Origin of the sequence: Lentisalinibacter sediminis (genome assembly GCF_040706615.1) — a bacterium.
In the GTDB taxonomy this organism is placed as follows: domain Bacteria; phylum Pseudomonadota; class Gammaproteobacteria; order Steroidobacterales; family Woeseiaceae; genus Lentisalinibacter; species Lentisalinibacter sediminis.
On record NZ_JAPDRF010000003.1, the window covers coordinates 36,910 to 58,559 of the forward strand.

Consider the following 21,650-nt stretch of genomic DNA (forward strand, 5'->3'; position numbering starts at 1 on the left):
GATGCCTCAACGCGCGATGGTGCTGGTGCGGCGGATCTTCTTCTGCAGCTGGATGATGCCGTAGAGGAGCGCCTCCGCGGTGGGCGGGCAGCCCGGCACGTAGACGTCCACCGGGACGATGCGGTCGCAACCGCGCACGACCGAATAGCTGTAATGGTAGTAACCGCCGCCGTTTGCGCAGGAACCCATGGAGATCACCCAGCGCGGCTCGGGCATCTGGTCGTAGACCTTGCGCAGCGCCGGCGCCATCTTGTTCACCAGCGTGCCGGCGACGATCATCACGTCGGACTGGCGCGGGCTCGGCCGGAAGATCACGCCGAAGCGGTCCAGGTCGTAACGGGCCGCACCCGCGTGCATCATCTCCACAGCACAGCACGCCAGGCCGAATGTCATCGGCCAGAGGGAACCCGTACGCGCCCAGTTCACGACGTTGTCCACCGCCGTGACGACGAACCCCTTCTTCTCGATGCTGCCTTCCGGCAGCGGTGCGCGGGCCTCGTCCAGCCCGAATTCCTGCCTGTCCGCCTCGCTCAGTCCCATTCCAGGGCCCCCTTCTTCCACTCGTAGATGAAGCCGACCACCAGGATGGCCAGGAACAGCGCCATGGCGAGCAGGCCGAAGCCACCGACCGTATCCAGCGATACCGCCCACGGGAAAAGGAACGCGATCTCCAGATCGAAGATGATGAACAGTATCGCCACCAGGTAGTAGCGCACGTCGAAGCGCATGCGCGAGTCCTCGAAGGCCTCGAAGCCGCACTCGTAGGGTGCGAGCTTCTCCGGATCCTTGCTGCCGTGGCCGAAGACGAAGCCGAGGATCAGCAACAGCACGCCGATGCCCGCCGACAGCGCGAGGAAGATCAGAATGGGCAAATAGTTTTCCAGCACGATGGGTGCAGCCTGAATCTCGACAGATGGAAACCTCGGGGCCGACAGCCCCAGTTGGCCCGTTATTGTATCAGCCCGGCAGCATGGTGTAACGCTCGCGCGACGCCAGGGCGGCTTACACCGGACTTGTCCAGCAATCAGAAAAAGAGCAAAAAAAAACGGCGGCCCCTGCCGGGACCGCCGCTCATCTCGTGTGTGGTGCCGACGGCCGGACTCGAACCGGCACGGCTTGCGCCACTGCCCCCTCAAGACAGCGTGTCTACCAATTCCACCACGTCGGCATCGATCGAACGAATCTCTTTACGGGCCGGTTACCGGCCCTGGCCGTCGCCGCCTTCCTCTGCGGGCTGATCGACCGCCGGCAACTGATCCAGGTTCTCGGCCCCGCCGTCCCCTGCGGACTCGGGCAGCGGCAACGGGTCCTCGATATCCTCGGCCGGCAGCGCCTGCGCCGGACCCGGCTCGCTCTGTCCTGCCTCCTGCTCGAGCAGACTCTCGCCACCACCCTGCTGACCGCTCAGGTAGGCGAGCGCCAGGCAATTGGCGAAGAACAGGGTGGCCAGCACCGCAGTGGCACGTGACAGGAAGCTGCCGGTGCCGCGGGCGCCGAACACCGTGCCGGACGCGCCGGAACCGAAGGCAGCACCCGCGTCTGCGCCCTTGCCTTTCTGCAACAGGACCAGCGCGATGATGCCGATGGCCATGAAGACCAGCGCCACCGTCAGGACGACGTAAAGTGTGCTCATAGTATGTCTCTTACCCTGCCGCGGCAGCCGCACGCCCGATGGCGAGGAACTCCGCGGCCTTCAGCGACGCGCCGCCGATCAGGCCGCCGTCGATATCTTCCCGGGCGAACAGGCCCGGCGCATTGTCGCCCTTCATGCTCCCGCCGTACAGGATGCGCAGCCCGTCGGCCACCTGCGCGTCCCGGTCTCGCACGAGCCCGCGGATGAAGGTATGCACCTCACCGGCCTGCTCGGGGCTGGCCGTGCGGCCCGTGCCGATGGCCCAGACGGGCTCGTAGGCCACCACGGCGTCGGCGAACGCCGCGATGCCGACCTCGTCGATCACGGCCATCAGCTGCCGGCGGATTACCGCCTCCGTCTCGTCGCTCTCCCGGTGCTCCAGCGTCTCGCCGATGCAGAGGATGGGCACCAGGCCGTGCTTGTGCGCGGCGGCGAACTTGGCAGCTACCCGGTCATCGGTCTCGCCGTACAACGTGCGCCGCTCCGAGTGGCCCACGATCGCATAGCGGCAGCCGAGATCGACCAGCATGGCGGCGGAGACTTCGCCGGTGTACGCGCCCGACTCGTGCTCGGAGACATCCTGCGCGCCGATTTCGAGGCCGCTGCCGGCGAGCTGCTGGCCCACCGGGGCCAGGTACGGCGAGGGCGGGCACACCAGGAACTCCACGCCCGGCGCCTCGCCCGCACCCTCGAGGATGCCGTCGATCAGCGCCCGGTTGTCCGCCAGGCTCCCATGCATCTTCCAGTTGCCGGCGACCAGATATTGTCTCACAGTGCGTCTCCGCGCCCCGTGGCCGGGGCCGTGAAAGGGCGCGAAGGATACCGGCCGCACCCGCGCAAATCAATGTCCGGCAAGGCCCGGCAAGGCCGGCAAAGCCTCCCGCGGCAGCAGTCCCGGTGCCGACGGGCGAGGCCCCGCCTCAGGCCGCGCTGCGCTCCACCACCGCGGCGATGCGAAGAGCAAGCTCCTCCACCTCGCCGGCGTCCTCGCCTTCCACCATCACACGGATGACGGGCTCGGTGCCCGAGGGCCGCAACACCACCCGGCCGCGGCCGCCCAGATGCTCCTGCACCTCCGCCACGGCCTTTTGTACGGCAGCCGAGCCATCCAGATCGATGCGGCTCGCCACGCGGACGTTGACCATGTGCTGGGGCATCCGCGGCATGCCGGAGGTCAGCGTCTTCAGCGACTCGCCGCTGTCCTTCATGATGGCCAGCATCTGCAGCGCGCTCACCAGCCCGTCACCGGTGGTGGTTCTGTCCAGGCAGATGATGTGGCCGGAGGTCTCGCCGCCCAGGGTGCCACCCGTCTCGCGCAGCAGCTGCATCACGTAGCGGTCGCCGACCTTGGCGCGCCGGAAGTCGATGCCGGCGTCGCGCAGCGACAGTTCCAGGCCGAGATTGCTCATGACCGTGCCCACGACGGGCCCGCGCAGCTCGCCGGAGCGCTGCCGCGCCAGCGCCACCACGTAGAGCAACTGATCGCCGTCGATGATGTTGCCCTCGTGGTCCACCATCACCACGCGGTCGCCGTCGCCGTCGAGCGCGATGCCCACGTCGGCACGCACGCCCGGCACGGTCAGCTGCAGGAGTTCCGGGTGCAGCGAGCCGCAGCCGTCGTTGATATTGCGGCCGTTCGGCGAGCAGCCGATGGGGATGACCTCGGCGCCCAGGGCACCCAGCACCCGTGGCGCGACCTTGTAACCCGCGCCGTTGGCGCCGTCGATGACCACCTTCAGACCGCGCAGGCTCAGATCCGCGGGCAGCGTGGACTGGCAGAACTCCATGTACTGGCGCCGCGCGCTGTCGATGCGCTGGGCCTGGCCCAGGTGGGCGGAGTCCTTGGTGCGCGCCGGCTGCTCCAGCCCCGCCTCGATGGCGAGTTCAACCTGGTCGGAGAGCTTGCCGCCCTGGCGGTCGAAGAACTTGATGCCATTGTCGTAGTAGGGATTGTGGGAGGCACTGATCACCACGCCCAGGTCCGCCTCGAACTTCTGGGTCAGGTGCGCGATGCCGGGGGTCGGCAGCGGCCCCAGCAGCAGCACGTCGGCGCCGGCCGCCACGAAACCGGCCTCGAGCGCGGACTCGAACATGTAGCCGGAGACCCGCGTGTCCTTGCCGATCAGCACCTTGCCGCCGTCGGGCACCAGCACTTCCGCTGCGGACGAGGCGAGCCGCATGGCGAATTCCGCCGTCATGGGGTGATCGCCGACGCGCCCCCGGATGCCGTCGGTACCGAAATATCGTCTGCTCAAGTCCCTTCCCCTTGTTCCCTGGCCCGGGCGACTGCCGCGACAATAGCCAGCGCGTCGCGCGTCTCGGCCACGTCGTGAGCCCGTATGATATGGGCGCCGTGCTCCGCCGCCAATGCCGCCAGCACCACGCTGCCGACCATGCGCTCCTCCACCGGACGCCCCGTGAGCGCGGCCAGCAGCGACTTGCGGGACAGCCCCGCCAGCACGGTATAGCCCGTGGCACGGAGCGTCCCCAGGCCGGACAGCAGCGCCAGGTTGTGCGCCACGGTCTTGCCGAAACCGAAGCCCGGGTCGATCACGATCCGCTCGCGGCCGATGCCGGCAGCTTCGCAGTCCGCCGCCCGCGATACCAGGAACTCCGTCACTTCCGCCACCACGTCGTCATAACGGGGATCGGCCTGCATGGTGCGCGGCTCGCCCTGCATGTGCATGAGGCAGACGCCGGCACCCAGCGCGGCCGCCGCCTCCAGCGCACCCGGACGGCGCAGGGCACAGACATCGTTGATCATCGAGGCGCCCGCGGCAACCGCTTCGCGCATGACTTGCGGCTTGGAAGTGTCCACGGAGATGGCCACGTCGAGTTGGCTGCGGATAGCCTCGATCACGGGCAGCACGCGGTCGAGTTCCCGCTGAACCGACACCGGCTCCGCGCCGGGCCGCGTGGACTCGCCGCCCACGTCCACGATGACGGCGCCCGCCCCGACCATCGCACGCGCCTGTTCCAGCGCCTCGTCGTAACGGATGAACCGGCCGCCGTCGGAGAAAGAGTCCGGCGTGACGTTCAGCACGCCCATGACCACCGGGCTCGAGAGATCGAGGGTCGTCTCGCCCAGCTGCAACGAGTCGCTCATGCTCAGATGCTCAGATGCTCAGTGTCGATTCTGCAGGGCCGGCTGTTCGTGGCCAGGGGCCCCACCGCACGGCGTTCCGGCTACCCAAACGAAACCGGCAGCCCTGGGGCTGCCGGTACGTGCGAATGGCGGGCTGCCGCTCAGTGCTGGCTGGCCGGACCGCCGATCTTGCCATCGCCTTCCTTCGCCGTCTTCCCGTCCTCGTCGCCCTGCAGACCCGGCGGCCGGCCGGTATCGTCCCAGTCGACGGGCGGACGCGGCTCGCGGCCCTCCATGATGTCCCTGATCTGGCCCTCGTCGATGGTCTCGTACTTGATGAGCGCCTCGGCCATCAGGTGCAGCTGCTTCTCGTTGTCGGTCAGAATCTGCTTCGCGCGCTGGTAGTTCAAGTCGATGATCGCGCGGATCTCCTCGTCGATGGCATGCGCCGTCTGGTCGGAGACGTTCTTGTGCTCGGTGACGGAGCGGCCGAGGAACACCTCGCCCTCGTCCTCGCTGTAGGTCAGCGGGCCCAGTTTCTCCGACAGGCCCCACTTGGTGACCATGCTGCGGGCGATCTCCGTGGCCCGCTCGATATCGTTGGACGCGCCGGTGGTCACCTTGTCGGCACCGAAGATCAGCTCCTCGGCAAGGCGGCCGCCGAACAGGCTCGAGATCTGGCTCTGCAGACGCTGCTTGGAGAAGCTGTAGCGGTCCTGCTCCGGCAGGAACATGGTCACGCCGAGTGCCCGGCCGCGCGGGATGATGGTGACCTTGTAGACCGGATCGTGATCCGGCACCAGCAGGCCCACGATGGCGTGGCCGGCCTCGTGATACGCGGTCAGCTTCTTCTCGTCCTCGCTCATGACCATGGAGCGGCGCTCGGCGCCCATCATGATCTTGTCCTTGGCCTTCTCGAACTCCTCCATGCCCACCACCCGGCGATTGGCACGGGCGGCGAACAGCGCGGCCTCGTTCACCAGGTTGGCCAGGTCGGCGCCGGAAAACCCGGGCGTGCCGCGGGCGATGATGTTCGGCCGCACGTCGTCGCCGATGGGCACCTTGCGCATGTGCACCTTCAGGATCTGCTCGCGGCCGCGCACGTCCGGCAGCGGCACCACCACCTGGCGGTCGAAGCGGCCCGGGCGCAGCAGCGCGGGGTCGAGCACATCCGGCCGGTTGGTGGCGGCGATGACGATGATGCCCTCGTTGCCCTCGAAACCGTCCATCTCGACCAGCAGCTGGTTCAGCGTCTGCTCGCGCTCGTCGTGACCGCCGCCGAGGCCGGCACCGCGATGGCGGCCGACCGCGTCGATCTCGTCGATGAAGATAATGCAGGGCGCGTGCTTCTTGGCCTGCTCGAACATGTCACGCACACGGGAGGCGCCGACGCCGACGAACATCTCCACGAAGTCGGAACCGGAGATGGTGAAGAACGGCACCTTCGCCTCGCCGGCGATGGCCCGGGCCAGCAGCGTCTTGCCGGTGCCCGGCGAGCCCACCATCAGCACGCCCTTCGGGATCTTGCCGCCGAGCCGCTGGAACTTGCTCGGGTCCTTCAGGAAGTCCACGACCTCCACGACCTCTTCCTTGGCCTCTTCCACGCCCGCGACATCGGCGAAGGTCACGCTGACCTGGTCCTCGCCGAGCAGCCTCGCCTTGCTCTTGCCGAAGGACATGGCGCCGCGGCCGGCCCCGCCGCCCTGCATCTGGCGCATGAAATACACCCAGACACCGATCAGCAGCAGGATGGGGAAGGAATTGATGAACAACTGGGTCCAGAAACCCTGGCCTTCCTGCTGCTTGGCGCGGAAGTCCACGTTGTTGTCCATCAGCTCGCCGATGAGGACAGTGTTGTCGCTCTCGGGGCTGTAGGTCATGTAGCGCCCGCTGTCGTCACGGGTGAAGTGGATGTTGCGGCCCTCGAAGACCACCTCTTCGACGTTGCCGCTACGCACCTGCTCCAGGAAGTCCGAGTACGGGACCTCCTGCGACTGGGTGCCCACGGGACCGAAGCCCTGCGCCACGGACAGCAGGACGACGATGATGACGACAAAGACGATAATGTTCTTGGTGAGATCGTTCACTCGGGCCCCTCTTCCTTGGCCATGCTTAGACGCAGTCTAAACGTCAGACCGTACTACAGATGATAGTTTCTCGCCAGCAGATAGACCTCACGGCTGGCGGGCCGCGACGCCTTCGGCTTGACCACCCGGACCTGGCGGAAACGCTCCCGCGCCGCCCGTACCAGATCGTCGAATCCCTCGCCCTGGAACACCTTGCAGATGAAGGTGCCGCCCGGGCGCAGCGTGTCGCAGGCGAGTTCCAGAGCCAATTCAGCCAGATACATCGCCCGCGGTTGATCTACGGATCGATTGCCGGAGATGTTGGGGGCCATGTCGCTCAACACAAGGTCCGCCCGCGCGCCACCGAGTTCCGCCGTCAGCCGCTGTAGAACTTCTGACTCGGTAAAATCCCCCTGCAGAAACTCCACACCGGGAATCTCGTCCATCGGCAGGATGTCGAGAGCCAGCACCCGGGTTTTCTCGCCCCACCGGCGCACCACGTACTGGCTCCAGGCGCCGGGCGCCGCGCCCAGGTCGATGACCAGGCCGGGACGGCCCGGCAGCCGCGCTTTCTCCAGCAACTCCTCGAGCTTGTAGACGGCCCGGGAACGATAGCCTTCGTCGCGCGCACGCTGGACGTAGGGGTCACGCTCCTGGCGCTGGCGCCAGCCGGCAGAACTGCCCTTCGGGTTGCTCATGAACGACTCATGAACCGATCGCCTTGGACCGATCGCCGGCGCCCCGCTGCTGGTAAACTGTGGCGCCATGGCACTCAGCGAGAAACAGCGGAAGCACCTGCGCCGCCTCGGTCACGACCTCAAGCCGGTCATCCTGGTGGGTGACGCCGGCGCGTCCGACGGCGTGATCCGCGAATGCGACCTCGCGCTGGAGCACCACGAACTGGTGAAGGCGAAGGTGCATGGGGCCGACCGGGAGAGTCGCGATGCCGTCATCGACACCCTTGCCGAGGCCACCGGCGCCGAGGTGGTCCAGCGCATCGGCCACGTCGCGCTGCTCTACCGCCGCCACCCGGAGAAACCCCGCATCGTCGTCTGAGCCCGTCTGCGGCCGCCTGCGGAGGCCGCGTCAGACGTAGCGCACCTCCACGATCTCGTAGTGCTTGTCGCCGCCGGGTGCGGCCACGGTGACCTGCTCGCCCTCTTCCTTGCCGATCAGCGCGCGGGCGATCGGCGAGGTCACCGAGATCAGGCCCGTTTTGATGTCCGCCTCGTCCTCGCCGACGATCCGGTAGGTGATCTCCTCGCCGCTGGCCTCCTCGATGAGCTGCACGGTGGCGCCGAACACGACCTTGCCGCCCTCGCCGAGTTGCGTGACATCGATGATCTGGGCATGGGAGAGCTTGCCCTCGATGTCCTTGATGCGGGCCTCGATGAAGCCCTGCTGCTCCTTGGCGGCGTGGTACTCGGCATTCTCCTTGAGGTCACCATGGGCGCGCGCCTCTGCAATGGCCTGGATGACGCTCGGCCGTTCCTGACTCTTGAGACGCTTCAGTTCCTCGCGGAGCTTCTCCGCGCCACGCAATGTAATCGGTACTTTGGTCAAGCTGCCAACTCCTTGTGCAGATCCTGCAGTCGGTTGACCTCGTCATCGTCCAGGTGCGCAAGGGCCTTGCACGTCGCCATGGCTGCCGCCAGCGTCGTGTAATAGGTCACCTTCTTGTGCACCGCCTCACCCCGGATGGAGTGCGAGTCACGGATGGCCTGCTTGCCTTCCGTCGTGTTGACGATGAACGAGATTTCTCCGTTCTTGATAACGTCGACGATGTGCGGGCGCCCTTCCCTGACCTTGTTGATGCGCCGGCACGGCACACCGGCGGCCTTGAGCGCTCTCGCGGTGCCGTCGGTGGCCACGATATCAAATCCTCTGGCCACTAGCAGCTCCGCCAGCGCCACGGCGCCGTCCTTGTCGCGGTCCCGCACGGACAGGAGCGCGGTGCCACGGCGCGGCAGAATCACGCCGGAGGCGAGCTGGGCCTTGGCGTAGGCCTCACCGAAAGTCCGGCCGGTGCCCATCACCTCGCCGGTGGACTTCATCTCCGGGCCGAGGATGGGATCGGCTTCGGGGAACTTGGCGAAGGGGAACACGGATTCCTTCACCGAGTAGAAATGGGGGGTGACCTGCCCGGTGTAGCCCTGCACCGCCAGCGACTCGCCCACCATCACCCGCGCCGCCACCTTGGCCAGCGGGATGCCGGTGGCCTTCGACACGAAGGGCACCGTGCGCGAGGCGCGCGGATTGACCTCCAGCAGATACACGATGCCGTTCTGGATGGCGAACTGGGTGTTCATCAGACCCACCACGTTCAGGCCGTGGGCCAGCTTCACCACCTCGTCGCGAATCTCGGCCTGAAGCTCCTCGGTCAGGCTGAACGGCGGCAGCGAGCAACCGGAATCGCCGGAATGCACGCCCGCCTGCTCCACGTGCTCCATGATGCCGCCGATGAGCACGTCCTCGCCGTCGCAGATGGCGTCCACGTCCACCTCGGTGGCCAGGTCCAGGAAGCGGTCCAGCAGCACGGGGCTCTTGTTGGACACGCTCACCGCGGCCGCCATGTAGGCGACCAGATCCTCCTCGCTGTAGACAATCTCCATGGCCCGGCCGCCGAGCACGTAGGAGGGGCGCACCACCAGCGGATAGCCCACCTCGGCGGCCAGCGCCGGTGCGGAGGCCTCGTCCCGGGCCGTGCGGTTCGGCGGCTGGCGCAGACCGAGGCCGTTGATGAGCGACTGGAACCGCTCACGGTCCTCGGCCAGGTCGATCGAGTCCGGCGACGTGCCGATGATGGGCGCCCCCGCCGCCTCCAGGTCCCGGGCCAGTTTCAGCGGCGTCTGTCCGCCGTACTGGACGATGACGCCTTCCGGCCGCTCGACGTCGATGATCGACAGCACGTCTTCGAGCGTCAGCGACTCAAAATACAGCCGGTCGGAGGTGTCGTAGTCGGTGGAGACCGTCTCCGGGTTGCAATTCACCATGATGGTCTCGAAGCCCGACTCCCGCAGGGCCAGCGCCGCGTGCACGCAGCAGTAGTCGAACTCGATGCCCTGCCCGATGCGGTTGGGGCCGCCGCCCAGGATCATGATCTTGCGCCGGTCGGTGGGCTCCGACTCGCACTCCTCCTCGTACGTGGAGTACATGTAGGCGGTGTCGGTGGCGAACTCCGCCGCGCAGGTATCCACCCGCTTGAACACCGGGACCACGCCGTGCTCGTGCCGTGCCGTGCGCAGTTCCGATTCTTCGGCTCCGATCAGCCCGGCCAGCCGGGAATCCGAGAAGCCCTTGCGCTTCAGCTCCCGGAGCCGCGCGGCCGTCAGGATCTCCCTGCCCTCGCCGCGCGCGCTCTCCTCCTCGCGCACCAGGTCACGGAGCTGGGCCAGGAACCAGGGATCGATGCGGGTGATCCTCGCCACCTCGTCCAGCTTCATGCCGTGGCGGAAGGCGTCGGCGACATACAGAATCCGCTCGGCGCCGGCGGCCCTGAGCTCGTGGCGCAGCCGTTCCATGTCCTCTTCGGCCGGTTTTTCCGGGATGCGCTCCACCAGGCCGTCGATGTTCGTCTCCAGGCCCCGGAGCGCCTTCTGCAGCGACTCCTGGAAGGTGCGGCCGATGGACATGACCTCGCCCACCGACTTCATCTGGGTGGTGAGACGGTCGTTGCTGCCCATGAACTTCTCGAAGGTGAACCGGGGGATCTTGGTGACCACGTAGTCGATGGTGGGCTCGAAGGACGCCGGCGTGGCACCACCGGTGATCTCGTTCCTGAGCTCGTCCAGGGTGTAGCCGACAGCGAGCTTGGCCGCCACCTTGGCGATGGGAAAACCGGTCGCCTTGGAGGCCAGCGCCGAGGAGCGCGAGACGCGCGGGTTCATCTCGATGACGAGCAGCCGGCCGTTCTCCGGATTGACGGCGAACTGCACGTTGGAGCCGCCGGTCTCCACGCCGATCTTGCGCAGCACGGCGATGGAGGCATCGCGCATGCGCTGGTATTCCTTGTCCGTCAGGGTCTGCGCCGGGGCCACGGTGATGGAATCGCCGGTGTGCACCCCCATGGGATCGAAGTTCTCGATGGAGCAGATGATGATGCAGTTGTCGTTGCGATCCCGCACCACCTCCATCTCGTACTCCTTCCAGCCGAGCACGGATTCCTCGAGCAGCACCTCGTTGGTCGGCGACAGGTCGAGGCCATTGGCCACGATGCGCTCGAACTCCTCCTTATTGTAGGCGATGCCGCCGCCGCTGCCGCCGAGCGTGAAGGAGGGCCGGATGATGGTCGGGAAGCCGATCTCCGCCTGCACCTCGATGGCCTCTTCCAGCGTATGGGCGATGATCGAGCGGGGTGACTCCAGGCCGATCTCGGTCATCGCCTCGCGGAACTGCTCCCGGTCCTCGGCCATGTCGATGGCGTCGCGGGAGGCGGCGATGAGTTCCACGCCATGCTGCTCCAGCACGCCTTCCCGGACCAGGTCGAGCGCGCAGTTCAGCGCCGTCTGGCCACCCATGGTCGGCAGCAGCGCATCGGGCTTCTCGCGCTCGATCACCTTCGCCACCGCGCGCCAGTGCACCGGCTCGATGTAGACGGCGTCCGCCGTCTCCGGATCGGTCATGATCGTGGCCGGGTTGGAGTTCACCAGGATCACCCGATAGCCCTCCTCCCTGAGCGCCTTGCAGGCCTGGGCACCGGAGTAGTCGAACTCGCAGGCCTGGCCGATCACGATCGGCCCGGCACCGATGATCAGGATGCTCTCGATGTCGTCGCGTCTTGGCATGGCGGCTCCTGACCGGCGCCGCCCGATCGGCGCCAGATCACTTGAAGAATAAATCCTAAGCTACTGTTATCTATGGCCTGACGCGGAGGCTTCCACCTCTCGGCGCTGGCTTCGCGTGGCTTCGATCAGCTCCACGAAATGCTCGAAGAGCGAATCGATGTCGTGGGGCCCCGGACTCGCCTCCGGATGGCCCTGGAAACTGAAGGCCGGCCGGTCGCTGAGTTCGATGCCCTGCAGCGAGCCGTCGAACAGCGAGCGGTGGGTGGTGCGGACGTTGTCCGGCAGGCTGTCCTCCGCCACCGCGAAGCCGTGGTTCTGACTCGTGATGAAGACCCGGCCGGTGGCCAGTTCCTGCACGGGGTGGTTCGCGCCGTGGTGACCGAATTTCATCTTCTCGGTGCGGGCGCCGGCGGCCAGCGCGAGAATCTGGTGCCCCAGACAGATGCCGAACACGGGTATGCCCGCCTCGAGCAGTTGGCGGGTCGCCTCGATGGCGTAGTCGCAGGGCTCCGGGTCGCCGGGGCCGTTGGAGAGAAACACGCCGTCGGGCTCGAGGGCGAGCACTTCGCCGACCGGCGTCGTGGCCGGCACCACCGTGATGCGGCAGTCGTGTTCGGCGAGCCGGCGCAGGATGTTGCGCTTGATGCCGAAATCGTAGGCCACCACGTGGTTCGGCGCGATGCGCCGGGTCACCACCGGGTCCCGGTCGGGCCAGATGCTGCCCTGGGCCCACTGATAGGCGCCGTCGGTGGTGACGAATTTGGCGAGATCCATGCCCGCGATGCCGGGGAATTTCCGCGCATCGCGCAGGGCCGTCTCGGTCATGTCCTCGCCGGTCATGATGCAGCCGGCGAGCGCGCCCTTCTCCCGGAGCAGGCGGGTGAGCCTGCGGGTGTCGATATCGGCGATGGCCACCACGTTACCGCGGCGCAGGAACTCCCCGAGGGACTGCTCCGAGCGGTAGTTGCTGGCGATCATCGAGCGGTCACGGATCACCAGGCCGGCGGCGAACACCTTGCGCGACTCCAGGTCGTCGCTGTTGCAGCCGGTGTTACCGATGTGGGGATAGGTCAGCGTGACGATCTGGCGGCAATAGGAGGGATCCGTGAGGATCTCCTGGTACCCGGTCATCGCGGTGTTGAAGACCACCTCGCCGATGGTCCGGCCTTCGGCCCCCACGGAGACGCCGTGGAAAACCGAGCCGTCTTCCAGTGCCAGTACCGCAGGTGTCATCGTATGGTGGCCCCTCTTGCGTATCTATTGCGGTTTGCAGATGTGCAAAAGCGGAAGGAATCCCCTGGTAAGCAACCGGGATGCCCTTCCGCCCGGGCCGCCACACTATGGGGCGACCCGCGATAGTGTAATGCAGGCCTGCGGGTGACGCCAGATCGCATCCGGCGCCACGGGGCTCAGCGGATGCCGAGCACGTCCGCCATGGCGTACAGCCCGGGCGCGCGTCCGGCGAGCCAGCGCGCCGCGGCCAGTGCGCCGGAGGCAAACGCCGCCCGGTCCTGGGCCTGGTGCACCAGGCTCAGGCGGTCGTAGTCGCCGCCGAACAGCACCGTGTGTTCGCCGACGATGGCACCGGCGCGGATCACGGAGAAACCGATGGCGCCCCGTTCCCTGGGGCCGCTTTCGCCCTCGCGGGCGTATACGGCCCGCTCCGCAAGAGTCTCGCCGCGGGCGGCGGCCAGCGTCTCGCCCAGCATCAGGGCCGTGCCCGAAGGCGCATCACGCTTGGCGCGGTGATGGGCCTCGGTGATCTCGGCGTCGTAGTCCGCGCCCAGGCGCGACGCGGCCTCGCGCACCAGGAAATTCAGCAGCTGCACGCCGACGCTCATGTTGCGGTCGTAGACCACGGGCACGGTGGCGGCCACATCACCCATGCGCTCGAGTTCCGCGTGTGCCACCCCGGTGACGCCGCACACCAGCGGCAAGCGGTTGCGCTCGACCGCCTCGAGCACGGACGCCGTGGCCACCGGCAGCGAGAAATCCACCACCACGTCGGCGCCGTCCAGCACCTCGTCCAGGTCCGCGGAAGTGACCGCCGCGGTGTCCGCCGCGGCCGGATGCCAGCTGGCGACGGGCTCCCCGGACCGCGCGTCGCCCTCGCGCACCCAGGCTGCGGCCAGCTCCAGATCCGGCTCCCGGGCCACGATATCGATGACGGCGCGGCCCATGCGGCCGGCCGCCCCCATTACGGCGATGCGGGTGGTATCGATGACGCTGCCTCCTCCGGTGGCCCTGGTGGCCTTGGGCGAACAGCTTACCCCGCGGCCCGGCGGGCTGTCAGCAAACCCCGGAGGCCGCTCAGGTGATGCGCTCGAAGAAACGCTTGACGGTGTCTTTCCAGTTGCCCGAGTGGGGGTTGTGGGTCTCGCCGCCCGCCTCCACCGAGGATTCGAACTCGCGCAGGAGCCGTTCCTGCTCCGCGGTGAGGTTCACCGGCGTCTCGACGACGGCGCGGCAGAACAGATCGCCGTGGCGGGGGCTTCGCACCGTGATGACGCCCTTGCCGCGCAGCCGGAAGACCTTGCCGGACTGGGTGCCGCCCGGGATTTTCAGCGAGACCTGGCCGTCCAGCGTGGGCAGGTCCACGGAGCCGCCCAGCGCCGCCGTGGCGAAGCTGATGGGCACGTCGCAGTGCAGATCCGCACCGTCGCGCTCGAACAGCTTGTGGGGCTTGATGTGGATCTCCACGTAGAGATCGCCCGGCGGACCACCGTTGCGGCCGGCCTCGCCCTCGCCGGAGAGCCGGATGCGGTCGCCCTCGTCGACGCCGGGCGGGATTTTCACGGAGAGGCTCCGTTCGGTCATGACCCGGCCGCGCCCCTGACAGTCCTCGCAGGGGTCCGTGATCCGGGTTCCCTCGCCGCGGCAGGACGGACAGGTCTGCTGCACCGAGAAGAAGCCCTGCTGCATGCGCACCTGGCCCACGCCGCCACAGGTATCGCAGGTCTCCGGCGTCGAACCGGGGGCCGAGCCACTGCCGTCGCAGGTCTCGCAGCCGGTCAGCGAGGCGACGTCGATCTCCACGGTGTCGCCGGCCACGGCGCGCTCGAGTTCGAGCTCCAGGTCGTAGCGCAGGTCCGCGCCGCGGAACACCTGGCTGCGCCCGCCGCGGCGGCCGCCGCCGAAGATGTCGCCGAAGACGTCGCCGAAGATGTCGCCGAAGGCATCCGCCGGGTTGAAACCGCCGCCGCCCATACCGCCCGCGCCGCTGACGCCGGCGTGACCGAACTGGTCGTAGGCCGATTTCTTGCGCGGATCCGACAGGACCTCGTAGGCCTCCTTGGCCTCCTTGAACTTGATTTCGGCGTCCGCGTCGTCCCTGTTGCGGTCGGGGTGGTACTTCATCGCCAGACGCCGGTAGGCCTTCTTGATCTCTATCGCCGAGGCGTCGCGGCCGACGTTCAGTACCTCATAGTAGTCGCGTTTCGACATGCGCAGGTCCGTCACGGACGCGGCTCCCGACCGACAGCCGGGAGCCGCGCTTCACTCATCCCCGTGCCCGCCGCGCGGGCGGGCACCCCAATCGTCAGCTGCCGGTCAGGCCGACTTCTTGTTCTTGTCGTCGTCGTCCACTTCCTCGAACTCGGCATCGACCACGTCGTCGGAGCCGGCCGACTCGCCGCCCTGAGCGCCCTGGCCCTCGGCGCCGGCCTCCTCGCCGCCCTCGGCCTGCTCGTAGGCACGCTGGGCGACCGCTGCAGAGGCCTCGGCCAGTGCCTTGGAGCGCGCCTCGATGGCCTCCTTGTCGTCGCCCTCCAGCGCCTTCTTCAGATCGCTGATGGCGGACTCCACGTTGTGGCGCTCCTCACCGCTGGCCTTCTCACCCAGGTCCTCCAGCGCCTTCTCGGCGCCGTGGATCAGAGCGTCGGCCTGGTTGCGCACGTCGACGAGCTCGCGGAACTTCTTGTCTTCCTCGGCGTGAGCCTCGGCTTCCTCGACCATGCGGTCGATCTCCTCGTCCGAGAGGCCGCTGGAAGCCTTGATGACGATATTCTGGCTCTTGCCGGTGGCCTTGTCCTTGGCCGAAACGTTGAGGATACCGTTCGCATCGATGTCGAAGGTGACCTCGATCTGCGGCATGCCGCGCGGCGCCGGCGGGATGTCCGCCAGGTCGAAGCGGCCGAGCGACTTGTTGTCGTCCGCCCGCTCGCGCTCGCCCTGCAGCACGTGGATAGTCACCGCGGTCTGGTTGTCGTCCGCCGTGGAGAACGTCTGCTGGGCATTCGCCGGAATGGTCGTGTTCTTCTCGATCAGCTTCGTCATGACGCCGCCGAGGGTCTCGATACCGAGCGACAGCGGGGTCACGTCGAGCAGCAGCACGTCCTTGACGTCGCCGGAGAGCACACCGCCCTGGATGGCTGCACCGAGTGCGACGGCCTCGTCAGGGTTCACGTCCTTGCGCGGCTCCTTGCCGAAGAAGTTCTTCACCTCCTCCTGCACCTTGGGCATGCGGGTCTGACCGCCCACCAGGATGACGTCGTCGATCTCGGAGACCTTCAGGCCCGCATCAGCCAACGCCGTCTTGCAGGGTCCGATCGTGCGACCGATCAGCTCCTCCACCAGCGACTCGAGCTTGGCCCGGGTCAGCTTGATGTTGAGGTGCTTCGGACCGCTGGCATCCGCCGTGATGTAAGGCAGATTCACCTCCGTCTGCTGCCCCGCGGACAGCTCGATCTTGGCCTTCTCGCCGGCCTCCTTCAGGCGCTGCATCGCAAGCGGATCCTTGCGGATGTCGACGCCGCTCTCCTTCTCGAACTGGGAGGCGAGATACTCGATGATGCGCAGGTCGAAGTCCTCGCCGCCCAGGAAGGTATCGCCGTTGGTGGCCAGCACCTCGAACTGGTGCTCGCCGTCCACCTCTGCGATCTCGATGATGGAGATGTCGAAGGTGCCGCCGCCCAGGTCGTAGACGGCGATCTTGCGGTCGCCGCGCTTCTTGTCCATGCCGTAGGCCAGCGCGGCCGCGGTCGGCTCGTTGATGATGCGACGCACCTGCAGGCCGGCGATCTTGCCGGCGTCCTTGGTGGCCTGGCGCTGGGAGTCGTTGAAGTACGCCGGGACGGTGATAACCGCCTCGGTCACCTCTTCACCGAGATAGTCCTCGGCCGTCTTCTTCATCTTCATCAGCACCCGCGCGGAGACCTCCGGCGGCGCCATCTTCTTGTCACCCGCCTTCACCCAGGCGTCGCCGTTGTCCGCCTCGACGATGTCGTAGGAGACCATGTCGATGTCGCGCTGTACGACGTCGTCCTTGAAGCGGCGGCCGATGAGGCGCTTGACGGCGAACAGGGTGTTGGCCGGATTGGTGACGGCCTGGCGCTTGGCCGACTGACCGACCAGCACCTCGTCGTCCTTGGTGAAGGCGACGATGGACGGAGTGGTCCGGTCGCCCTCGCTGTTCTCGATGACCTTCGCCTTGTCGCCTTCCATGACGGCGACGCACGAGTTCGTCGTGCCGAGGTCGATGCCGATTACCTTACCCATGAGAATCTCCCCATAACGTGGTGTCAAAAACTGTGTTGTCGTCTAGATGGGGCCCGCGCCGCGGCCTTTCAAGCCTCGCCGCTCCGCGGTTCCGCGGCCACGATGACCCGGGCCGGGCGCAGCAGCCGCCCGTTGATGCGGTATCCCTTCTGGATCACCGTGAGGACGCTGCCCGGCTCCGCCTCGGCGGAGGGCTGCATGGTCATGGCCTCGTGGTATTCCGGGTCGAAGCGCTCGCCCCGGGGATCGATCTCCTCGACGCCGAAGTCACCGAGCACCTTGCGCAGCTGCTTCAGCGTGGCCTGCTTGCCTTCCAGCAGGCTGGCGGCGTCGGCCGCCTCGCCGGCGGCGATGCCCATCTCCAGACTGTCTGCCACGCCGAGCAACTCGCCGGCGAAGCGTTCGATGGCGTACTTGCGGGTGTTGTCCAGGTCCCGCGCGGCGCGCTTGCGGAAGTTCTCCAGCTCGGCCACCGCACGCAGATATTTCTCCCAGTTCTCGTCCGCCCGGCGGCGTTCCGCCTCCAGCGGGTCTTCGTCGTCGCCGGCACGGCCCTCGCCTTCCAGCACCTGGGTCTCGGCGAACTCGTCCGCCGGTTCTCCGGGCTCGTCGTCCCGCACCGGGTCGTCGCTGCGTTCCGGATCGTTACTCATAAACCACTACTCCGCTGCAAATACCGACGCCGCCGCGGGGCGACGGCTGAATCTTCTAGAGTCCTGTGTGAGGCCTAGGTGCGGGAATTCAAGGTCGATCCCAGCAACTTCGCCGTGATATCGACGATGGGGATGACCCGGTCGTAGGCCATGCGGGACGGGCCGATGACGCCCAGCACGCCGATGACCTCCTCGTCCACCACGTAGGGGGCCGCGACGACGCTGCAGTCGTCGAGTATGCCGTAGCCGGACTCCTCGCCGATGAATATCTGCACGCCCTCCGCCCGGATGCTGCGATCGAGGAGATCGAGCATGAAGCGGCGCTCGTTGAAGGCCTCGAAGAGCCGGCGCAGCTTCTCCAGATCCGAGAGCTCGGCGAAGTCCATGAGATTGGTCTCGCCGGCCAGCACGTAGTCGCTGCGGTGCTCGCCCGCGCCCTCGAAGGCGTGATGGGCCATGGCCACCATGTCCAGCATGGTCTGGTTCATGGAATCCCGGGTCTGTTCCAGCTCGTCGACCAGCTGCCGGCGGATGGTCTCCAGGTCGCTGCCGGCGTAGCGGTCGTTCAGAAAGTTCGCGGCCCGGCGCAGCTCCGAGTCCGTATAGGTCCGGGAGGTATGCAGGATGCGGTTCTGAACCTCCCGCTCGTTGACCACCAGGATGGCCAGCACCCGGTTGTCGGAAAGCGGCAGGAACTCGATCTGGCGGAGCGTCACCCGCTCCGTGCGGGGCACGGACACCACGCCGGCCATGCGCGTGATGTGGGACAGGAGGCTCGAAGTGGAGGAGATCAGCGAATCCGGGTCGTCGCGCAGCGTCTCCAGCTCCTGGCGCAGCCGGACTACCTCGGACGCCTTCAGCGGGCGCAGCTTCAGCAGCGTATCCACGAAGAAGCGGTAGCCCAGCGCCGTCGGCACGCGGCCGGCCGAGGTGTGCGGCGCCGAGACGAAGCCCATCTCCTCCAGATCCGACATCACGTTGCGGATGGTGGCCGGGCTGAGGTCCAGCCCCGAGTCCCGCGACAGGGTGCGCGAACCCACGGGCTGTCCGTCGCGGACATACCGCTCTATCAGCACCCTCAGGAGGTGCCGGGCTCGCTCGTTCGGGGCCGATTTGTCGACTTCGGCTGGCATAACGGACTACATCCTCGGTTTTCGCCCGCTGGCACTCAACCCGCCAGTGTGCTAACAAACGCTAGCAACGGCCCGTGACCCCGTCAAGAAGACATCGCCGGGGTCGGCCGGGCGCCTCAATTCGCGTAAGCTCGACGCACTGCGAGCGCCGAGCGTCCTTGCAACCCCTACAGGCACGACAGCGACGACATCCGCCACATGACCAACACATTCGAGACCGTCGCCGTCTTCGGCCGCCACTCCGATCCCCGTGTCGCCGAGCCCATGACCGCCATCGCCGAGTTCCTCAGCGACAGAGGGGTCGACGTGCTGGTGGCCGCCAACGTGGACCTGGAGATCGCCGGCCGCAGGATCCCGGAAGACAAATTGGCGCCGTCCGCCGATCTGGTGATCGCAGTGGGCGGGGACGGCACCATGCTGTACGCCACCCGTCTCGCCGTTGGCCATTCGGTGCCGCTGCTGGGCGTGAACCGGGGCCGTCTCGGCTTCCTCACCGACGTGACGCCGGAGGCGATGCTCTCCAGCGTGGAGGCGGTGCTGGAGGGCGACTACAGTCGCGAGACGCGCCTGCTGCTGGCCGCCGAGCTGCAGCGCCCCGACGGCACCTGCCTCACCGACATGGCGCTGAACGACGTCGTGCTGGCCCGGCGGGAGACCGGCCGCATGGTCGATTACGAGACCTGGGTGGACAACCGCTACGTCAACACCCATTCCGGCGACGGCCTGATCGTGGCAACGCCGACGGGCTCCACCGCCTATGCCCTGTCCTGCGGCGGGCCCATCGTCCAGCCGGATCTCGACGCCATGGTGCTCGTGCCGGTCTGCCCGCACACGCTCAGCGACCGGCCCATCGTGATCCCCGCCGCCTCCGAGGTGCAGATCCGGCTGTTCGAGCGGCCGGAGACCCGGGGCGAGATCACTTGCGACGGCTACCCGCTGGGCCCGCTCGAGGACGGCGACCGTCTGCTCGTCCGTGCCGCCGACGACCGCATCACCCTGATCCATCCGCCCGGCCACGACTACTACGAGATCCTGCGCTCGAAGCTCAACTGGGGCCGGGACAGCCGGGTGCGCCGCACGATCCGGGCCTGAGGGCAGGCATGCTGAAACGCATCCACATCCGGAATTTCGCCATCATCGACGAGATCGAGCTCGATCTGGGCGAAGGCATGACCGCGCTGACCGGCGAGACCGGTGCGGGCAAATCCATCCTCATCGATGCACTCGGCCTGATCCTGGGCGACCGAGGCAGCGCCGAGGTGGTGCGCCAGGGCGCGAAGCGGGCCGAGATCAGCGCCGAGTTCGAGATCGAGGGCATGGCCACGGTGGAGGCCTGGCTGGAAGAGCAGAGCCTCGATCTGGACGGCGAATGCCTGCTGCGCCGTGTGATCGGCGCCGACGGCCGCTCCCGCGCCTACATCAACGGCAACGCCGTGCCGGTGCAGAATCTGCGCGCGCTCGGCGAGCACCTGGTGGACATCCACGGGCAGCACGAGCACCAGTCCCTGGCCCGCCGGGAGGCCCAGCGCGACCTGGTGGACCACCACGGCGGCCACCAGGGCCTGCGGGAGGAACTCGGCGACGCCTGGCAGCGCTGGCAGCGCCTGGCCGACGAACTGGAAGACCTGCGGACCCGCCGCAGCGAGCGCGACAGTCGGCTGGAGTTTCTCCGTTTCCAGGTGGACGAGCTGGAAGCGCTGGCCCTGGGTCCCGAGGAGCTGGCCGAGCTGGAGACCGAGCGCCGCCGACTCGCCAACATGAGCCGGCTCGCCGAGGGCTCGGCCACGGCGCTCGGCGCGCTGTACGAGAATGACGAGGTCAGCGCCCAGTCCCTGGTGGCCGAGTCCGTGCGCCGCCTGGAGGAACTCGCCGAACTGGATCCGGCGCTGGAGGGCGCGGCGCGCCTGGCTGTCGAGGCCGAGGCCGCCATCAGCGAGGCGGCCGAGGAGATCCGCCGCTACACCGGCTCGCTCGAATCCGATCCCGGCCGCCACGACGAGGTGGAGACCCGTCTCGGCGCCATCCGCGACGTGGCTCGCAAACACCGCATCGAGGCCGGCGAGCTGCCGGCCCAGCTCGAGCGGCTGCAGGCGGAACTCACCGAGCTGGAGGAGGCCGACGTGCGGCTCGAGTCCCTGGAGCGCGACGCCGCCACTGGCCGGGAGAAATACGACGGCCTCGCGGCCGAACTCACGGCGGCACGCAGGCGCACGGCGAAGGATTTTTCCGAACAGGTCACGGCCGCCATGCAAACGCTCAGCATGTCCGGCGGGCGCTTCGTCGTGGCCGTGGAGACGCCGGCCGATGCCGAGCCCCGGGAGCACGGCGCAGACCGCATCGAGTTCCTGGTCAGCGCCAATCCGGGCCAGGAGCCCATGAGTCTCGCCAGAGTCGCCTCAGGCGGCGAACTCTCCCGCATCAGCCTGGCCATCCAGGTGGTCGCCGCCGGCGCCAGCACCATACCGAGCATGGTGTTCGACGAGGTGGACAGCGGCATCGGCGGCGGTGTGGCCGAGATCGTCGGCCGCCGGCTGCGCCAGCTCGGCGACCAGCGGCAGGTGCTGTGCGTGACCCACCTGCCGCAGGTGGCGAGTCAGGCTCACCGGCATCTGCGGGTGGCGAAGGTGACCGACGGCAAGAGCACGCGCACGGGCATCACGCCGCTGGGCGACAAAGAGCGGGTAGAGGAAATTGCGCGGATGCTGGGCGGTGTGGAGATCACGGAGCGCACCCGCGAGCATGCCGCCGAGATGCTGGAGGAGGCCGCGGGCGGCCGGGAACGGACCGCCTGATCAGTCCG

The 21,650-nt window shown here is 67.7% G+C and carries 19 protein-coding genes and 1 tRNA gene; 3 read left to right on the forward strand and 17 right to left on the reverse strand.

The genetic code is table 11. From position 1 onward, the window contains the following. Positions 1-6 precede the first annotated feature (6 nt). The 9 genes from ACJMKX_RS05035 to ACJMKX_RS05075 all read right to left on the reverse strand — a co-directional run bounded on the left by ACJMKX_RS05035 (position 7) and on the right by ACJMKX_RS05075 (position 7,482). Positions 7-561 carry a NuoB/complex I 20 kDa subunit family protein gene (locus ACJMKX_RS05035; RefSeq protein ID WP_405221951.1) on the reverse strand — a complete coding sequence of 185 codons (555 nt, stop codon included), beginning with the start codon at positions 559-561 and terminating at the stop codon, positions 7-9. Then, the gene (gene ndhC, locus ACJMKX_RS05040; RefSeq protein WP_405223764.1) at positions 531-836 is read right to left on the reverse strand and encodes an NADH-quinone oxidoreductase subunit A; all 306 of its coding nucleotides are present in this window, start codon (positions 834-836) and stop codon (positions 531-533) included. The genes ACJMKX_RS05035 and ndhC overlap by 31 nt, the downstream gene beginning before the upstream one ends. Positions 837-1,083: 247 nt before the next feature. Then, positions 1,084-1,168, reverse strand: a tRNA-Leu gene (locus tag ACJMKX_RS05045). A 30-nt stretch (positions 1,169-1,198) separates the two neighbouring features. After that, positions 1,199-1,633 carry a preprotein translocase subunit SecG gene (gene secG / locus ACJMKX_RS05050; RefSeq protein ID WP_405221954.1) on the reverse strand — a complete coding sequence of 145 codons (435 nt, stop codon included), beginning with the start codon at positions 1,631-1,633 and terminating at the stop codon, positions 1,199-1,201. A 10-nt stretch (positions 1,634-1,643) separates the two neighbouring features. After that, positions 1,644-2,405 (reverse strand): triose-phosphate isomerase, encoded by a 762-nt coding sequence (gene tpiA, locus ACJMKX_RS05055; protein WP_405221957.1) that lies wholly within the window; start codon positions 2,403-2,405, stop codon positions 1,644-1,646. A gap of 148 nt (positions 2,406-2,553) precedes the next feature. Continuing rightward, positions 2,554-3,888 carry a phosphoglucosamine mutase gene (gene glmM, locus ACJMKX_RS05060; protein ID WP_405221960.1) on the reverse strand — a complete coding sequence of 445 codons (1,335 nt, stop codon included), beginning with the start codon at positions 3,886-3,888 and terminating at the stop codon, positions 2,554-2,556. Next, positions 3,885-4,739 (reverse strand): dihydropteroate synthase, encoded by an 855-nt coding sequence (gene folP / locus ACJMKX_RS05065; protein WP_405221963.1) that lies wholly within the window; start codon positions 4,737-4,739, stop codon positions 3,885-3,887. The genes glmM and folP overlap by 4 nt, the downstream gene beginning before the upstream one ends. Before the next feature lie 140 nt (positions 4,740-4,879). After that, on the reverse strand, positions 4,880-6,805 hold the full coding sequence (gene ftsH, locus ACJMKX_RS05070; protein ID WP_405221966.1) for an ATP-dependent zinc metalloprotease FtsH: 1,926 nt from the start codon (positions 6,803-6,805) through the stop codon (positions 4,880-4,882). Positions 6,806-6,858: 53 nt separating this feature from the next. Continuing rightward, positions 6,859-7,482: an RlmE family RNA methyltransferase gene (locus tag ACJMKX_RS05075; protein ID WP_405221969.1), complete on the reverse strand. Its 624-nt coding sequence runs from the start codon at positions 7,480-7,482 to the stop codon at positions 6,859-6,861. Positions 7,483-7,549: 67 nt separating this feature from the next. On the opposite strand from ACJMKX_RS05075, the gene yhbY reads away from it, so the two are divergent. Continuing rightward, the gene (yhbY, locus tag ACJMKX_RS05080; RefSeq protein ID WP_405221972.1) at positions 7,550-7,840 is read left to right on the forward strand and encodes a ribosome assembly RNA-binding protein YhbY; all 291 of its coding nucleotides are present in this window, start codon (positions 7,550-7,552) and stop codon (positions 7,838-7,840) included. 30 nt (positions 7,841-7,870) lie between these two features. Here yhbY and greA read toward each other — a convergent pair whose 3' ends face one another. From greA to hrcA, 8 genes are all read right to left on the reverse strand, one after another. Further along, positions 7,871-8,347, reverse strand: coding sequence for a transcription elongation factor GreA (greA, locus tag ACJMKX_RS05085; RefSeq protein ID WP_405221975.1), 477 nt, complete (start codon positions 8,345-8,347; stop codon positions 7,871-7,873). Next, entirely contained in the window at positions 8,344-11,568 is a 3,225-nt protein-coding gene (gene carB, locus ACJMKX_RS05090) for a carbamoyl-phosphate synthase large subunit (protein WP_405221978.1), read from the reverse strand. Before carB ends, greA begins: the two co-directional genes overlap by 4 nt. Positions 11,569-11,634: 66 nt before the next feature. After that, the gene (gene carA / locus ACJMKX_RS05095) at positions 11,635-12,801 is read right to left on the reverse strand and encodes a glutamine-hydrolyzing carbamoyl-phosphate synthase small subunit (protein ID WP_405221981.1); all 1,167 of its coding nucleotides are present in this window, start codon (positions 12,799-12,801) and stop codon (positions 11,635-11,637) included. A gap of 176 nt (positions 12,802-12,977) precedes the next feature. After that, positions 12,978-13,766 (reverse strand): 4-hydroxy-tetrahydrodipicolinate reductase, encoded by a 789-nt coding sequence (gene dapB, locus ACJMKX_RS05100; protein ID WP_405221984.1) that lies wholly within the window; start codon positions 13,764-13,766, stop codon positions 12,978-12,980. Positions 13,767-13,878: 112 nt separating this feature from the next. Next, complete coding sequence (gene dnaJ / locus ACJMKX_RS05105; protein ID WP_405223766.1) at positions 13,879-15,012, reverse strand: molecular chaperone DnaJ; 1,134 nt, start codon at positions 15,010-15,012, stop codon at positions 13,879-13,881. Between the two features lie 105 nt (positions 15,013-15,117). Next, a complete protein-coding gene (dnaK, locus tag ACJMKX_RS05110; RefSeq protein WP_405221987.1) occupies positions 15,118-17,064 on the reverse strand; it encodes a molecular chaperone DnaK in 1,947 nt (648 codons plus the stop codon). A gap of 68 nt (positions 17,065-17,132) precedes the next feature. After that, a complete protein-coding gene (grpE, locus tag ACJMKX_RS05115) occupies positions 17,133-17,717 on the reverse strand; it encodes a nucleotide exchange factor GrpE (RefSeq protein ID WP_405221990.1) in 585 nt (194 codons plus the stop codon). 74 nt (positions 17,718-17,791) lie between these two features. Continuing rightward, positions 17,792-18,850, reverse strand: a complete 1,059-nt coding sequence (gene hrcA, locus ACJMKX_RS05120) for a heat-inducible transcriptional repressor HrcA (protein WP_405221993.1) — start codon at positions 18,848-18,850, stop codon at positions 17,792-17,794. Positions 18,851-19,048: 198 nt separating this feature from the next. Here hrcA and ACJMKX_RS05125 point away from each other — a divergent pair, with 198 nt between their 5' ends. Both ACJMKX_RS05125 and recN read left to right on the forward strand, forming a co-directional pair. After that, positions 19,049-19,942, forward strand: coding sequence for an NAD(+) kinase (locus tag ACJMKX_RS05125; protein ID WP_405221996.1), 894 nt, complete (start codon positions 19,049-19,051; stop codon positions 19,940-19,942). An 8-nt stretch (positions 19,943-19,950) separates the two neighbouring features. Further along, entirely contained in the window at positions 19,951-21,642 is a 1,692-nt protein-coding gene (recN, locus tag ACJMKX_RS05130) for a DNA repair protein RecN (protein ID WP_405221999.1), read from the forward strand. The last annotated feature ends 8 nt before the right edge of the window (positions 21,643-21,650 follow it).

Bases quoted from the DNA above. Each gene is read 5' to 3' on its own strand.
- secG (WP_405221954.1), bottom strand. From the start codon at position 1,633: ATGAGCACACTTTACGTCGTCCTGACGGTGGCGCTGGTCTTCATGGCC.
- folP (WP_405221963.1), bottom strand. From the start codon at position 4,739: ATGAGCGACTCGTTGCAGCTGGGCGAGACGACCCTCGATCTCTCGAGC.
- ACJMKX_RS05075 (WP_405221969.1), bottom strand. From the start codon at position 7,482: ATGAGCAACCCGAAGGGCAGTTCTGCCGGCTGGCGCCAGCGCCAGGAG.
- yhbY (WP_405221972.1), top strand. From the start codon at position 7,550: ATGGCACTCAGCGAGAAACAGCGGAAGCACCTGCGCCGCCTCGGTCAC.
- carB (WP_405221978.1), bottom strand. From the start codon at position 11,568: ATGCCAAGACGCGACGACATCGAGAGCATCCTGATCATCGGTGCCGGG.
- carA (WP_405221981.1), bottom strand. From the start codon at position 12,801: ATGACACCTGCGGTACTGGCACTGGAAGACGGCTCGGTTTTCCACGGC.
- dapB (WP_405221984.1), bottom strand. From the start codon at position 13,766: ATGGGGGCGGCCGGCCGCATGGGCCGCGCCGTCATCGATATCGTGGCC.
- dnaJ (WP_405223766.1), bottom strand. From the start codon at position 15,012: ATGTCGAAACGCGACTACTATGAGGTACTGAACGTCGGCCGCGACGCC.
- dnaK (WP_405221987.1), bottom strand. From the start codon at position 17,064: ATGGGTAAGGTAATCGGCATCGACCTCGGCACGACGAACTCGTGCGTC.
- grpE (WP_405221990.1), bottom strand. From the start codon at position 17,717: ATGAGTAACGATCCGGAACGCAGCGACGACCCGGTGCGGGACGACGAG.
- hrcA (WP_405221993.1), bottom strand. From the start codon at position 18,850: ATGCCAGCCGAAGTCGACAAATCGGCCCCGAACGAGCGAGCCCGGCAC.
- ACJMKX_RS05125 (WP_405221996.1), top strand. From the start codon at position 19,049: ATGACCAACACATTCGAGACCGTCGCCGTCTTCGGCCGCCACTCCGAT.
- recN (WP_405221999.1), top strand. From the start codon at position 19,951: ATGCTGAAACGCATCCACATCCGGAATTTCGCCATCATCGACGAGATC.